10 protein-coding genes and 1 pseudogene are annotated in these 12,118 nt (G+C 72.2%); 4 read left to right on the top strand and 7 right to left on the bottom strand.

Features of this window, described 5'->3' with window-relative positions:
- The first annotated feature begins 79 nt into the window (after nucleotides 1-79).
- The 3 genes from Q4V64_RS49090 to Q4V64_RS49080 are packed head-to-tail and all read left to right on the top strand — an operon-like array spanning nucleotide 80 to nucleotide 3,688.
- Complete coding sequence (locus tag Q4V64_RS49090; RefSeq protein WP_253266634.1) at nucleotides 80-1,117, top strand: thiamine pyrophosphate-dependent dehydrogenase E1 component subunit alpha; 1,038 nt, start codon at nucleotides 80-82, stop codon at nucleotides 1,115-1,117.
- A gap of 5 nt (nucleotides 1,118-1,122) precedes the next feature.
- Nucleotides 1,123-2,148 carry an alpha-ketoacid dehydrogenase subunit beta gene (locus Q4V64_RS49085; RefSeq protein WP_124436814.1) on the top strand — a complete coding sequence of 342 codons (1,026 nt, stop codon included), beginning with the start codon at nucleotides 1,123-1,125 and terminating at the stop codon, nucleotides 2,146-2,148.
- Complete coding sequence (locus tag Q4V64_RS49080) at nucleotides 2,102-3,688, top strand: 2-oxo acid dehydrogenase subunit E2 (RefSeq protein WP_253266635.1); 1,587 nt, start codon at nucleotides 2,102-2,104, stop codon at nucleotides 3,686-3,688. Before Q4V64_RS49085 ends, Q4V64_RS49080 begins: the two co-directional genes overlap by 47 nt.
- Nucleotides 3,689-3,708: 20 nt before the next feature.
- Here Q4V64_RS49080 and Q4V64_RS49075 read toward each other — a convergent pair whose 3' ends face one another.
- A complete protein-coding gene (locus Q4V64_RS49075) occupies nucleotides 3,709-4,320 on the bottom strand; it encodes a TetR/AcrR family transcriptional regulator (RefSeq protein ID WP_124436815.1) in 612 nt (203 codons plus the stop codon).
- Nucleotides 4,321-4,460: 140 nt separating this feature from the next.
- On the opposite strand from Q4V64_RS49075, the gene Q4V64_RS49070 reads away from it, so the two are divergent.
- Complete coding sequence (locus Q4V64_RS49070; RefSeq protein WP_124436816.1) at nucleotides 4,461-5,117, top strand: TetR/AcrR family transcriptional regulator; 657 nt, start codon at nucleotides 4,461-4,463, stop codon at nucleotides 5,115-5,117.
- A gap of 6 nt (nucleotides 5,118-5,123) precedes the next feature.
- On the opposite strand, the pseudogene Q4V64_RS49065 reads toward Q4V64_RS49070, so the two are convergent.
- The 6 genes and pseudogenes from Q4V64_RS49065 to Q4V64_RS49040 all read right to left on the bottom strand — a co-directional run bounded on the left by Q4V64_RS49065 (nucleotide 5,124) and on the right by Q4V64_RS49040 (nucleotide 12,039).
- A pseudogene (locus tag Q4V64_RS49065) lies at nucleotides 5,124-5,773 on the bottom strand (SDR family NAD(P)-dependent oxidoreductase).
- Nucleotides 5,774-5,867: 94 nt separating this feature from the next.
- Nucleotides 5,868-7,028, bottom strand: coding sequence for a thiolase family protein (locus Q4V64_RS49060; RefSeq protein ID WP_124436817.1), 1,161 nt, complete (start codon nucleotides 7,026-7,028; stop codon nucleotides 5,868-5,870).
- Complete coding sequence (locus Q4V64_RS49055) at nucleotides 7,025-7,444, bottom strand: OB-fold domain-containing protein (RefSeq protein WP_124436818.1); 420 nt, start codon at nucleotides 7,442-7,444, stop codon at nucleotides 7,025-7,027. Before Q4V64_RS49055 ends, Q4V64_RS49060 begins: the two co-directional genes overlap by 4 nt.
- A 259-nt stretch (nucleotides 7,445-7,703) precedes the next feature.
- Complete coding sequence (locus Q4V64_RS49050) at nucleotides 7,704-8,822, bottom strand: acyl-CoA dehydrogenase family protein (protein WP_124436819.1); 1,119 nt, start codon at nucleotides 8,820-8,822, stop codon at nucleotides 7,704-7,706.
- Nucleotides 8,819-11,392, bottom strand: coding sequence for a putative PEP-binding protein (locus tag Q4V64_RS49045; RefSeq protein ID WP_124436820.1), 2,574 nt, complete (start codon nucleotides 11,390-11,392; stop codon nucleotides 8,819-8,821). Before Q4V64_RS49045 ends, Q4V64_RS49050 begins: the two co-directional genes overlap by 4 nt.
- Complete coding sequence (locus Q4V64_RS49040; RefSeq protein ID WP_124436821.1) at nucleotides 11,389-12,039, bottom strand: hypothetical protein; 651 nt, start codon at nucleotides 12,037-12,039, stop codon at nucleotides 11,389-11,391. Before Q4V64_RS49040 ends, Q4V64_RS49045 begins: the two co-directional genes overlap by 4 nt.
- Nucleotides 12,040-12,118: the final 79 nt, after the last annotated feature.

Below are 12,118 nucleotides of genomic sequence, written 5' to 3'. Positions count from 1 at the left end.
TGCCCACTGCTACTTACTGTAGACCGACACTACAAAGTCCGATTGCGTGGCACACCTCCCTCGGGCGAAGGGGCGGACGATGGCTCAAAGGGCCTCAAGTACATCAAGCACATCCAAGGCACCGAAGAAGTCGGGCGATCCGGCCGCGAACCAGGCGTCCGCGCAGGTCGTCAGAGACCTGCACGAGCGCATGGTGCGCATCCGGCTGTTCGAGACCGAGGCGGGCAAACTCATGGAGGCCGGCAAGCTGCCGGGCTTCCTGCACCTGTACGTCGGCCAGGAAGCCGTGGCCGCGGGGGTGATGGCGGCCCTCCGCGACGACGACCAGATCACCTCCACCCACCGCGGACACGGCCACGCCGTCGCCAAGGGCGTCAGCTTCCGGCACATGTACGCCGAGCTGTACGGCCGGGTCACCGGAGCCTGCCTGGGACGCGGCGGAAGCATGCACATCAACGACCTCAGCCTCGGCATGCTCGGCGCGAACGGCATCGTCGGCGCGGGCATCCCGATCGCCGTCGGCGCCGCGTTCGCCGCCCAGTACAAGGGCGAGGACAGCGTCGCCGTCTCCTTCTTCGGTGACGGCGCCACCAACATCGGCACCTTCCACGAGGCCGCCAACATGGCCGCCGTACTGCGCCTGCCGGTGCTGTTCATCTGCGAGAACAACGGCTACGCCGAGTTCACCCCCCAGTCGAAGCACATGCTGATCACCGACGTCGCCGACCGGGCCGCCGCCTACGGCATGCCCAGCGTGATCGTCGACGGCATGGATGCGGCCGCCGTCCACGAGGCCGCCGCCGAGGCCGTGGCACGCGCCCGGGCCGGCGAGGGACCGATGATGATCGAGGCCAAGACCTACCGCTTCTACGACCACCAGGGCGTCAAGGGACTGCGTCACCCCTACCGCTCGGACGAGGAGGTCGCCGAGTGGAAAACCCGCGACCCGATCGACCTGCTGGAGGCCCGCGCCCTCGCCGACGGCACCGCCACCCGCGCGGAGCTGGACGACACCTGGCAGCGCACCCGGGACGAGATCGCCGACGCCATCGCGTACGCCGAGGCCAGTCCGCTGCCCGACACCGCCGACCTGCTCCTCAACGTCTACTCGGGGTGACCGCCATGACCACCATCACCGAAGCACCCGCCGCCGCCCCGGACGCCACGGCCCGTGAACTGACCTACGTCAAGGCCTTCAACGAAGGACTCGCGCAGGCCATGCGTGAGGACGAGAACGTCTTCGTCGCCGGTGAGGACGTCGCCGGATACGGCGGCGTGTTCCGCATGTTCGACAACCTGCTCGACGAGTTCGGTCCCCGACGGATGATCGACACCCCGATCTCCGAGGCCGCGCTGGTCGGCCTCGGCGTGGGGGCCGCGGCCCGGGGTCTGCGTCCCGTCGTCGACCTGATGTTCATGGACTTCATCGGCGTCTGCCTGGACCAGATCGTCAACCAGGCAGCCAAGATGAAGTACATGTTCGGCGGCGCCCTCTCGGTGCCGCTCACCATCACCACCGCCTCCGGCGCGGGGCTCGGGGCCGCCGCCCAGCACAGCCAGAGCCTGGAGGCCTGGCTCGCGCACGTGCCCGGCCTCAAGGTCGTCATGCCGTGCGACGCGTACACCGCCAAGGGCCTGACCGTCTCGGCGATCCGGGACGACAACCCGGTCGTCGTCATGCTCAACAAGGTCCTGCTGGGCAGCAAGGGCGAGGTGCCCGAGCCGATCTACGGCATCCCGCTCGGCCAGGCCCACACCGCGCGCCAAGGCTCGGACGTCACCGTCATCGCGCTCGGCCGCATGGTGGGCGAGGCACTGGCGGCGGCCGAGGAACTCGCCGGCGAGGGCGTCGAGATCGAGGTGATCGACCCTCGCACCGTCCAGCCCCTGGACACCGAGACCATGATCGCCTCCGTGCGGCGCACCAACCGGGTCCTCGTGGTGCACGAGGCCGTCACCTTCGGCGGGCTCGGCGGGGAGATCGCCGCCCAGATCCAGGACGCGGCCTTCGACTACCTGGACGCGCCGGTCCTGCGCATCGGCGCCCCCTTCTCCCCGGTTCCGTTCTCCCCGGTGCTGGAGAAGGCCTACGTACCCGATCGTGCCCGCATCGCCCAGGGATGCCGCCGTCTTCTGGAAAGGTCGTGACGACGTGGCGGTCGAGGTTCTGCTGCCGAAGATCGGTCTGACCATGCAGGAGGGCACGATCGACGAGTGGCTCGTGCCCACCGGCACCGCCGTCTCGGAGGGCGACACCCTGCTGCGGCTGGCCACCGACAAGGTCGACGTGGAGGTCGAGGCGGAGGCCGGGGGGCTGTTCCACCCCGTGGTTCCCGCCGGGACCACGCTCCCCGCCGGGGCTCTCATCGGCTGGCTGCTGGCGGAGGGAGAGCAGCCGCCGGAGCCGGGGGGTGCGCCGAAGCCTGCCGGGCCGGGGGCCGGCGGTACGGCCGCTGAGCCCGTGGCCGCCGTCGCCGCGTCGTCGGCATTCGACGGCAGCGGGAATTCCGCCGCCCCGGCACTAATGGGCCACAGCGCGGGCGCGGCACCGTCCGGTCACGGCGGCAGCGTTTCCGCGGCGCCCTCCCTCAATGGCAGCGCGGCCTCCATCGGTCACGGGGGCCGGCTCCTGGCCTCCCCGAACGCCCGGCGCGTGGCGGCCGAGGCCGACGTCGATCTCACCGTCGTACGCGGCACCGGGCCCGGAGGCCGGATCGTCTCGGAGGACGTGGAGGACTTCCTCGCGGCCGCTGCCGCCTCCTCGGTGGCACCGGCGCCTTCCCCGGTGGCACCGGCGCCCTCCGTCCTGCCCGCCGATTCCGTCATCCCCGTCTCGCCCCTGGTCCGCCGGCTGGCGAGGGAGCGGGGCATCGACCTGTCGACGGTACGGGCCACCGGCGCGGGCGGCCGGATCCGCAGGTCCGACCTCGACGCCGTCAACGGGACGGCCGAACCGGTGGCCGCCCGCCCCGCCCGCCGCCCGGCCACCACTCCTCAGGTGGGGGACGTCATCCCGCTCACCGGGATGCGCGGCACCATCGCCCGCCGGATGCACGCCAGTCTCCAGGAGATGGCGCAGCTGACGCACGGGTACGAGGTGCGGATGGACGCGGTCGTGTCCTTGCGGGCCCGGCTCAAGCAGGAATGGGCCGACAGCGACCTGCCGGTGCCCAGCCTCAACGACTTCCTGCTGAAGGCCGCCGCCCTGGCCCTGCGCGCACACCCGCTGCTCAACGCGACGGTGCGGGAGGACGGCATCCATCTGCTCGGCGACATCCACCTCGGATTCGCGGTGGCCGTTCCGGGCGGCCTGATGGTCCCGGTGATCGAGGACGCGGCGCAGCTGCCGCTGCCCGAGATCGCCCGCCGCTCGAGGGCCTTGGCCGAGGCCGCGCGCGAGGGGCGGATCTCCCCGGCCCAGCTGGAAGGGGCCACCTTCACGGTCACTTCCCTGGGTGGATACGGCGTCGACTTCTTCACCCCCGTGATCAACCCCGGCAATGTCGCCATTCTCGGCGTGGGCAGGCTCAGGGACGGTGTCGAGTGGGTGGACGACCGGCCGTCGCGGACGCAGGTGCTCACCCTGAGTCTCACCTTCGACCACCGTGCCGTCGACGGGGCACCGGCGGCCGAGTATCTGCGCACGGTCGGTGAGTTGCTGCGCAAGCCGCTCCGGCTGCTGGTCTGACCTGGGCGGAGGTCCGAGGGCTATTCGGCCGCCGCCGGGTCGGCGATCCGCTCGGCGAGGCGGCCGACCTCGCGGACGAAGGAGCGGTGTCCGAGCGAGCGGTAGACGTCGTCCCCGCGGACCTGCGAGATCGCCGCGGTCTCCAGCAGCGACAGCAGGCCCAGGGCGACGACCGCCGCCTCCGCGTCGGAGGTCGACTCACGGGCCTTGCGGGTCAGCCGGACCAGTTCCTCCAGCAACTGCGTCCGGCTCTCGTGGCGCAGCGCCTCCGCCTCCTGGCTCATGCCGGCCGAGGACGTGAAGAACACGGTGGCGGCGGACCGGTGTTCGCCCAGCCAGGCCACCAGCGCGGTGACGGCCGGTCCGACGGGCGTGCCGGGCGCGTGGGCCTGCGTGAGCGCGTGCAGCTGTTCGCGCAGCGCGGTGGCGAACACCCGCATCCCTTCCACCAGGACCTTGTCCTTGGAGGAGAAGTGGTAGTACACCGCTGCCGAGGTCATCTCCGCACGAGCGGCGATGTCGGCCACCGTGACCTCGTCCGGCGACTGGGTGGCGAACAGTTCCGTGGCCGCTTCGATCACCCACTGCTTGCGCGAAGGACGGTGGGCGGCGCGAGCTCCGGATGTCGTCATGGTGTCAAGTATGCCGGGGTCTTCGTCCTCCGACTGCACATACGTAGCAGGAGTTATGTCATCGGCCCGGCGGAGTTACTGGATAGCATGGGCAGTGGACAGGGCCCGCAGACGCGGGGTCACGGCAGCCGCCAGGGAGCATGATGGCCACCACGCAGAACGGCAAGCAGCCCGCCCACCGGCCCTCGCGGCGGCAGCACATCATCACCGCCGCCGTACGGGTGTTCGGCCGCAACGGATTCGCGGAGACCAGCATCCAGGACATCGCGGACGAGGCCCAGGTCGTGCCCACGGCCGTCTACTACCACTTCGACGGCAAGGAGGAGCTGCTCGAACTCGCCATGCGGCGGGTCTTCGACCAGCTGAACGCGGTGGTGGAGGCGGCCCGGCCGGAGACCGAACCGGGGAGTGCGGAGGGTCTGCTGCGGGTCATCGACGCGGTGTGGGACTGGGTGGAGCGGAACCCGGAGGAGGCCCGGCTGTACCAGGTGCAGATCGCCTCGGCCAACGGCAACATCAAGGTGTTGCGGGACGAGTTCGAGCAGCGGCACATCCAGCGGGCGTACGACTACCTGCCGGAGGGCACCACGCGCAGTCCCCGGGCGGCCAAGTCACGGCACGCGGCGCAGGCGCTCGCGGTGCGCACGCTGATCAGTACGACCATTCTGGTCACCGCTTTGCGGACGGAGGGAGGGCCGCTGTCCCAGCTGCCCTCCCGGTCCGTGCAGGAGGCGGTCAGGTCGCTGGCGCTGCGTATCGTCGCCGCCGAGCAGAAGCCGACCACCGCGTCCGCCTGAGGCGGTTCACCAGGGCAGGGGCTCGCGTTCGGCGAACAGCCCGCCCGTCGTCCCGTCGCCCTCGGGCAGGGTCGCAAGCCAGACCGGGGTGTCCGCGCCGACTTCCGGACCGCGCGGCGCGGACGGGCCGCCCATGCCGCTGCGCGTCCAGCCCGGGTCGGCGGCGTTGACCAGGACGCCGGTGCCCGCCAGTTCGGCCGCGAGCATCCGGGTCAGGGCGTTGAGGGCGGTCTTGGAGATCCGGTAGGCCGGGTGGCGGCCGGAGTCCATCAGCGCGAGCGAGCCGTAGGAACTGGTGACGTTGACGACCCGTCCGTAGCCGGCCTCCACCATGCCCGGCACGACCGCTTGCGCCATGCGCCAGGCGCCCGTGAAGTTCGTGTCCAGGGTCGTGCGCAGGAGCTCCTCGTCGAGGTACGGGGGCCGTAGCTCGCCGTCCAGGGACACTCCCGCGTTGTTCACCAGGACGTCGATCCCGCCGGTCAGCTTCCCGGCCTCCCGGACCGCGTCGGTGACGCTTTTCGCGGAGGTCACGTCCAGGGCCAGCGGCAGCGCCGCCGGACCGATGGCGCGGCAGGCCTCCTCGGCCGCCTCCCTCTTCGCGCCCCGACCAGGACCCGCAGCCCCCGGTCCGCGAGCTGTCGGCATATCTCCATGCCGATTCCGCGTGCTCCGCCGGTGACCAGTGCGGTTCTGTCGCCTTGTCGCATGATGATGTGTCCTCCGCCTTTCGGACCGTCAGCGCCGATGTCAGACCGTCAGCACCGAGCAGGCGCTGATCCCGGGTGCCCCGTAGACGTGGGTGAAGCCGACCCGGGGAGCGCCGGGGACCTGCGCTCCCGGTGCCCGGCCCTGCAACTGCCGTACGACCTCGTGGAACTGGCGCAGTCCCGAGGCGCCGACCGGCTCGCCGCCGGCCAGGCAGCCGCCGTCGGTGTTGACCGGGATCCGGCCCGTGGGGTCGGTGTCCCCGCCGGCGAGGAGTTCCTCCTGCTCGCCGTGGCCGCACAGTCCGGTCTCCGCCAGGTGGATCAGTTCCGATCCGCTGTCGGTGTCCTGCAACTGGGCGACCTGTACGTCCGCGGGCCGTAGACCCGCGGTGCGGAAGACGGCCTCCGCGGCGTCGACGCTCGGGCTGCGGTGCGGCCCCGGCGGCAGCCAGGGCGAGAACACCTCGAACGACCCGAACCGTCTGGTCCGGAAGGCCAGCGAGGCCAGTTTGACCGGCCGCTCGCACAGGTCGAAGGCACGGTCGCCGAGCGCCAGTACCAGGGCCACCGCGCCCTGCCCCGGCGAGCAGAACATGTACTGGGTGAGGGGCGGGCTGACCTCGGCGGAGTCGAGGATCTCCTGCTCCGTCAGTTCCTTGCGCCGCCATGCCAGGGGGTGCTGGGAGCCGTTGCGGAAGGCCCGCGCGGCCACCCTCGCCAGCGCCCGCTCGGAGATCCCGTGGTCGTACAGGTACCGCTGGGTCTTCAGGGCGAAGAACTGGGTCGTGAGCATCATGCCGGTCTCGGCGTACCAGTCTGGCAGTCCGTAGCGGGCCGCGGAGACGTTGAAGGCGCCCCGCTCGTGTTTGTCGAAGCCCACAGCCAGCCCGAGCGAGGCCTCGCCGGCGCGCAGCGCGTTGGCCACCGCGAGCACCGTCGAGGCACCGGTCGCGCAGCCGTTCTGCACGTTGACGAACGGCACACCGGTCAGGCCCAGACGGCCCACCAGCGTGTCGGGTTTGCCGGACACGTCGGAGCCGCCGGCCGCGTACCCGATGTCCTCCCATGCCGTGCCGGCGTCGGCCAGCGCCTCGCGCACCGCCCGCTCGGCCATGTCCATCCCGGTGACGGTCTCGTCGCGGCCGAAGGGATGCATGCCGCAGCCGACGACGTAGACCTCGTCGGACCTCGATCTGGTCATCGGTCCTCTTCCGGGGCCGGGCAGAACGCGAAGGTCAGCACCTCGGTTCCGTCCTCGTCCTGGTATGCGGGCACCGTGGTCAGCCGGACCGGTAGCCCGATCCGTATCTCGGTGCGGTGAACCTCCAGCCGTGCCTCGACCAGCACCTCACCGAGGTCGACATAGCCCACGTGGTACGGCTGGTAGCCCCCGGTCGGCGGCCGGTACGGCGGCTTGGGCGGGAACGCCTGCAGCGTCCACGACCACACCCGTCCGCTCACCGGCAGCACATGGGCGGACATGGCTCCGTCCGAGCACTTGGGGCACGAGTCCTGCCGGGGAAAGACCACGGTGGCGCACCCGGAGCAGCGCCCGCCGTTGAGGCGCGGTGGATGCACGCTCTCGAACAGGTCCTCGTCGATGAGTCTGGTGATCATGCCGTCCTGCCCTTTTCTGCACGGTCCTCGTGCGGTGGTGCTGTGCCCGCGGGCTAAGGGGTCCTTGCACTATGAGCGCCCGATCAGGTCGCGTGGTCTGGTGCCGTGCATCGCAAGGCGCCGGAGCGCCCTCGATGGGGGTCCCCCCGCGCGAGGCTGTTCGAGCGTGGGGGAGGAGCCACGTGGGCGTTTCGGCAACGCGGCGAGGTGCGGTGCCAGGCCGCGCGACCCGGGCGGGCATAGTGCAAGGACCCCTAAGTCACCAGCCGAGCAGTCCGGCCAGCCGTTCCCGGTGGTGCGCGGCGCCGCCCAGCAGGACGGCGTCGGACTGGGCGCGCCGGAAGTACAGGTGCGCGTCGTGCTCCCAGGTGAAGCCCATGCCGCCGTGCAGTTGGACGCACTCGGCGGCGACGAACACGAACGCCTCGCCGCACCATGCCTGCGCCACCGCCGCCGCCTCGGCCAGCGACTCGGGCGAGTCGGCCGCCCGGACGGCGCGCACCACCGCCGACCGCGCTGCCTCGACCTGGAGCAGCATGTCGGCACAGGTGTGCTTGACCGCCTGGAAGCCGCCGATGGCCCTGCCGAACTGGGTGCGCTCCCGCACATGGGCCACCGTCATGTCCAACGCGGCCTGAGCGCCGCCGAGTTGCTCGGCGGCCAGGGCCACCAGTGCCACGTCCAGGGCGCGGCTCACGATGTCCGCGCCCTCGCCCCCGGCGGTCAGGGGCCGGGCAGGGGCGCCGGTGAAGGAGACCACCGCCTGTCCGCGGCTGAGGTCCAGGGTGGGCACTCGGCGGACGCTCACCCCGGGCTCGTTCGGGTCGGCGAGGAAGAGGTCCAGGCCGTCGGCCCCGATGGCGGCGACGACCAGGCGTTCGGCGTCGGCACCGTCCAGTACGAAGGGAGCGGTGCCGTCCAGCAGCGGGACGCCGCCCCGCCAGGTGACGGCCACCGGCACGGCGTCCGGCCGCCACACCCCGTCGGGCGCCGCCACCGCCAGGGCGTGCACCTTGCCCTCGGCCAGCTCCGCCAGGGCCCGGTCGGCCGTGCCGCAGCCGGCCAGGACCTGCCCGGCCAGCACGGTGGAGGACAGCAGCGGCACCGGCGTCAGCGTTCGGCCCAACTCCTCGCAGACAGCGGCGATCTCGGCGAGGCCGCCGATGCCTCCGGCCGTCTCGGGCAGACCGAGGGCCGCGAGGCCGACCTGCCGGCCCAGGGTGTCCCACAACTTGGCGTCGATACCCGGAGATTCCTCGGCCAGCCGGCGCACCGCGGCGGTGCCGCCGCTGTCGGCGCACACCGACCGTACGGTCTCGCGCAGGTCGTCCAGTTCGGCGTCGGACAGGGCCGTGCCGTCGGTCACGGTGGTCGTCATCGTGTGCTCCCGCTGTCGTCGTGCCGCTCCCGCACGGCACTGTGCGCCGCCGCCATCCGGGCGACCGGCACGCGGTGCGCGGAGCAGGAGACGTAGTCGAGGCCCAGCTCGTCGCAGAAGGCGATGGACTCCGGGTCTCCGCCGTGCTCACCGCACACGCCCAGCTTGATGCCGGGGCGTACGCTCCGCGCCCGCTCCACCGCCAGGGCGATCAGCGCGCCCACCCCGTGCGGATCGAGCCGGGCGAACGGGCTGGCCGTCAGGAACCCGCGCTCCTGGTACGAGGCGAGCACCTGGCGCTCGACGTCGTCCCGGGAGAATCCGTAGGTGAGCTGGGTGAGGTCGTTGGTGCCGAAGGAGAAGAACTCGGCGTGTTCGGCGAGTTCGCCGGCCAGCAGCGCGGCGCGCGGCGTCTCGATCATCGTGCCGAGCCGGTACGGGACCTCCACGCCGGTGCGGGCGGCGACCGCGTCGGCGGCACCGCGCACGTACGCGGCCGCGGCGGCCAGTTCCTCCGGCAGGCTGACGAGCGGGATCATCACTTCGAGCTGGGGGCGGACTCCGGTGGCGGCGACATCGGCCCAGGCGGTGAAGAGCGCCTCGGCCTGTGCTGGGTAGAGCCGCTCGTGCAGCAGCGCCAGCCGCACCCCGCGCAGCCCGAGCATCGGGTTGGCCTCCCGCAGTGCGGCGGCCCGCTGTTCCTCGGCGGCGTCCTGGGCCTCTCCGGCGGCGGGCAGGAACTCGTGCAGCGGGGCGTCCAGCAGGCGTACGGTCACCGGCCGGTCCCCCACCGCGGTCAGCAGGGCCTTGAAGTCCTCGTGCTGAGCCTCTTCCAGTGCCGACAGCGCCTCGTCGCGGGCCGCGGCGTCGGCGGCCAGGATCACCCGGCGGATCAGCGGCAGCCGGTCGCCGAGGAACTGGTGCTCCGTACGGCACAGCCCCACCCCCTCCGCGCCCAGGGCGACGGCGGTGCTCACCTCCGCGGCGGTGTCGGCGTTGGCCCGCACGCCCAGCCGGCGCATGTCGTCCGCCCACTCCAGCAGGGTGGACAGTTCGGGCGGCGGTCCGGCGACGCTGACGCTCAGCGTCCCCGCGTAGACGGCTCCGGTACGGCCGTCCAGCGAGACGGGATCGCCCTCGCGCAGCAGCCGGTCCCCGATCCGTACGGTGCCGGCGGCCCGGTCGGCGCGCAGTCCCTCGGCGCCGCACACGGCGGGCTTGCCCGCACCGCGCGCCACCACGGCGGCGTGCGAGGCGATGCCGCCGCTGCCGGTGAGTACGGCGACGGCGGCCAGCATCCCGGGGACGTCGGCCGGAGTCGTCTCATGGGCCACGAGCACGACCCGCGTGCCGTCCGCGGCCAGTTCGAGGGCACGTTCGCTCGACAGGACGATCGCCCCGGTCGCCGCCCCCGGGGAGGCGGGCAGTCCCTTCACCAGGAGCTGCTCGCCACCGGTCAGGCGGAGCTGGGGGTGCAGCAGTTCCTGCACCTGCGCGGGGCTGATCCGCCGTACGGCCTCTTCCCGGTCGAGCGCCCCGTCCCCGGCCAGGTCCGCAGCGAGGCACACCGCCGCACGGAGCGGCGGGCGGCTCTGCGCCGAGGCGGCCAGCAGCGAGATCTCGCCGTCGCGCACCTCGAAGTCGACGGTGACCGGGGCGTGCAGATGACGTTCGAGGGTGAGCAGCGAGTGCTCAAGCAACGCGGAACTCCCGCCCAGCTTCTCCAGCGGCTCGCCCGTGCGCGGGGACGGCGCGCTGCGGCGTACGCCCCGGAAAAAGGAGCCCTGCGGCGAGAAGCGGCCGCTGTCGGGGTGCCGGCTGACCGCCGTGCCGAAGCCCGAGTGGTCCCATGGCCCGATACGCACGGCCTGGACATGGAGTGCGATGCCCAGCTCCGCGGGGAGCCGCTGGGCTTTGCGGGATCGCCTGGCCCGGGGTGAGGCCCACCGCCCCAGCACCGCCCGAGCGGCCAGCGCGAGCTGCTCGGCCGGGTCGTCGGGGTACTGCCGCTCGGCATGCCGGGCGACCGTCGAGAGCAGTGCGTCGACGCGGGCCCTGGGATCAGGGGTGTCGAGCGATGCGTCGTCGAGCTCCGGTGCGGGCACGTCAAGGGCGTACTCCGCGATCAACCGGACGGTGGCCGCCCATACCTCGTACAGCACATCGTCGCGGCCGATGACGGCACGGATGCCATCGGCGTCGGCCGGGGTGATACCGATGCAGGCGAGTTCCGGCGGCAGCCCGGCGACCTCGGTCGACGCGCTCGCCGACAGACGCAGCAGCAGCGGCCTGCTCCGGTCGCCGATCCGCCGTCCCGACAGTTGCTCCACAAGGTCCAGGGCGGCGCGGGCGGTACCCGGCTCGCACAGCGACGCGGCCGAGCCCGCCGGCACCGTCAGTCCGGGCACCACTGGGAGCCCGAGGGCCACCAGCCGGTCCATGGCGATGCCGTGCGTGCCCAGTTCACCGGCGTCCAGCCCTCGGATCCGTCCCTGGCCGTAGGGCACCAGGGCGTGGCCGGGGGTGTGCGTCTGTGCGAGTGTGCCGGAGTGGCGGTCGGTGACGCTCAACCTCGGCTCCTGGTGACCAGTTCCTCTTCGAGCGCCTCGTCCTGCGCCCGGCTGATCCCCAGAACCAGCAGCAGCTCCTGGTGCAGCCGCATCCACACGGTGTGGTACGAGTCGCACAGGGGCGAGGCCAGCCACTCCACCGCGCCGTCGTCGAAGCGGTCGAGGGCCTCCTCCAGGGCCGTGACATAGTGCCCGCTGCCCGACGGCAGCCCGTCCAGCCTGCGCAGTACGGGCTGGATGGCCTCGTGCACGTCCTCCAGCGACTCGCGCACCCCGGCGTCGTAGACACTGTCGCCGTGGTCGTTGACCGTGCCGTCGGGCCGGCACTGCCAGGCCGTGCACACTTCGCGCAGCGTCCTGTTGATCGGCAGGAAGGCCTCGTAGGCGGCGGTGATCCGCTGCTCCTGCGCGGAACCGGCGGAAACCCGCAGGATCCGGGACGCGGCCGCCCTGGCGGGCTCGGTCGGCAGCACCATCGGGCCCTTCACCATGGCCAGGCCGGCGTCGACCAGCGGGCGGTGGTCCGACTCGGGCCTGCCGCGCCACATCCCACGCAGAACGAGGTCGACGACGGCTTCGGTGAGTGCCTCGTCTTCGGTGGGGGTCTTGTCGAGAGCGTCCGTCCGGCCCACGGCAGGAGATTGCATCGCCACACCATTTCCCCGGTGCTGTCGCCCGGTCCTCAGTTCTGTGTTGCCCGGAGGTTACGCTCCGGCGGAGGTGTTA

It is taken from the genome of Streptomyces sp. NL15-2K (assembly GCF_030551255.1).
In the GTDB taxonomy this organism is placed as follows: Bacteria; Actinomycetota; Actinomycetes; order Streptomycetales; family Streptomycetaceae; genus Streptomyces.
This window is presented reverse-complemented; position numbering and strand designations above follow the sequence as displayed.

Coding starts and splice junctions, on each gene's coding strand:
- Q4V64_RS49040 (WP_124436821.1), bottom strand. CDS start 12,039: ATGCAATCTCCTGCCGTGGGCCGGACGGACGCTCTCGACAAGACCCCC.
- Q4V64_RS49070 (WP_124436816.1), top strand. CDS start 4,461: ATGATGGCCACCACGCAGAACGGCAAGCAGCCCGCCCACCGGCCCTCG.
- Q4V64_RS49060 (WP_124436817.1), bottom strand. CDS start 7,028: ATGACCAGATCGAGGTCCGACGAGGTCTACGTCGTCGGCTGCGGCATG.
- Q4V64_RS49055 (WP_124436818.1), bottom strand. CDS start 7,444: ATGATCACCAGACTCATCGACGAGGACCTGTTCGAGAGCGTGCATCCA.
- Q4V64_RS49050 (WP_124436819.1), bottom strand. CDS start 8,822: ATGACGACCACCGTGACCGACGGCACGGCCCTGTCCGACGCCGAACTG.
- Q4V64_RS49090 (WP_253266634.1), top strand. CDS start 80: ATGGCTCAAAGGGCCTCAAGTACATCAAGCACATCCAAGGCACCGAAG.
- Q4V64_RS49075 (WP_124436815.1), bottom strand. CDS start 4,320: ATGACGACATCCGGAGCTCGCGCCGCCCACCGTCCTTCGCGCAAGCAG.
- Q4V64_RS49085 (WP_124436814.1), top strand. CDS start 1,123: ATGACCACCATCACCGAAGCACCCGCCGCCGCCCCGGACGCCACGGCC.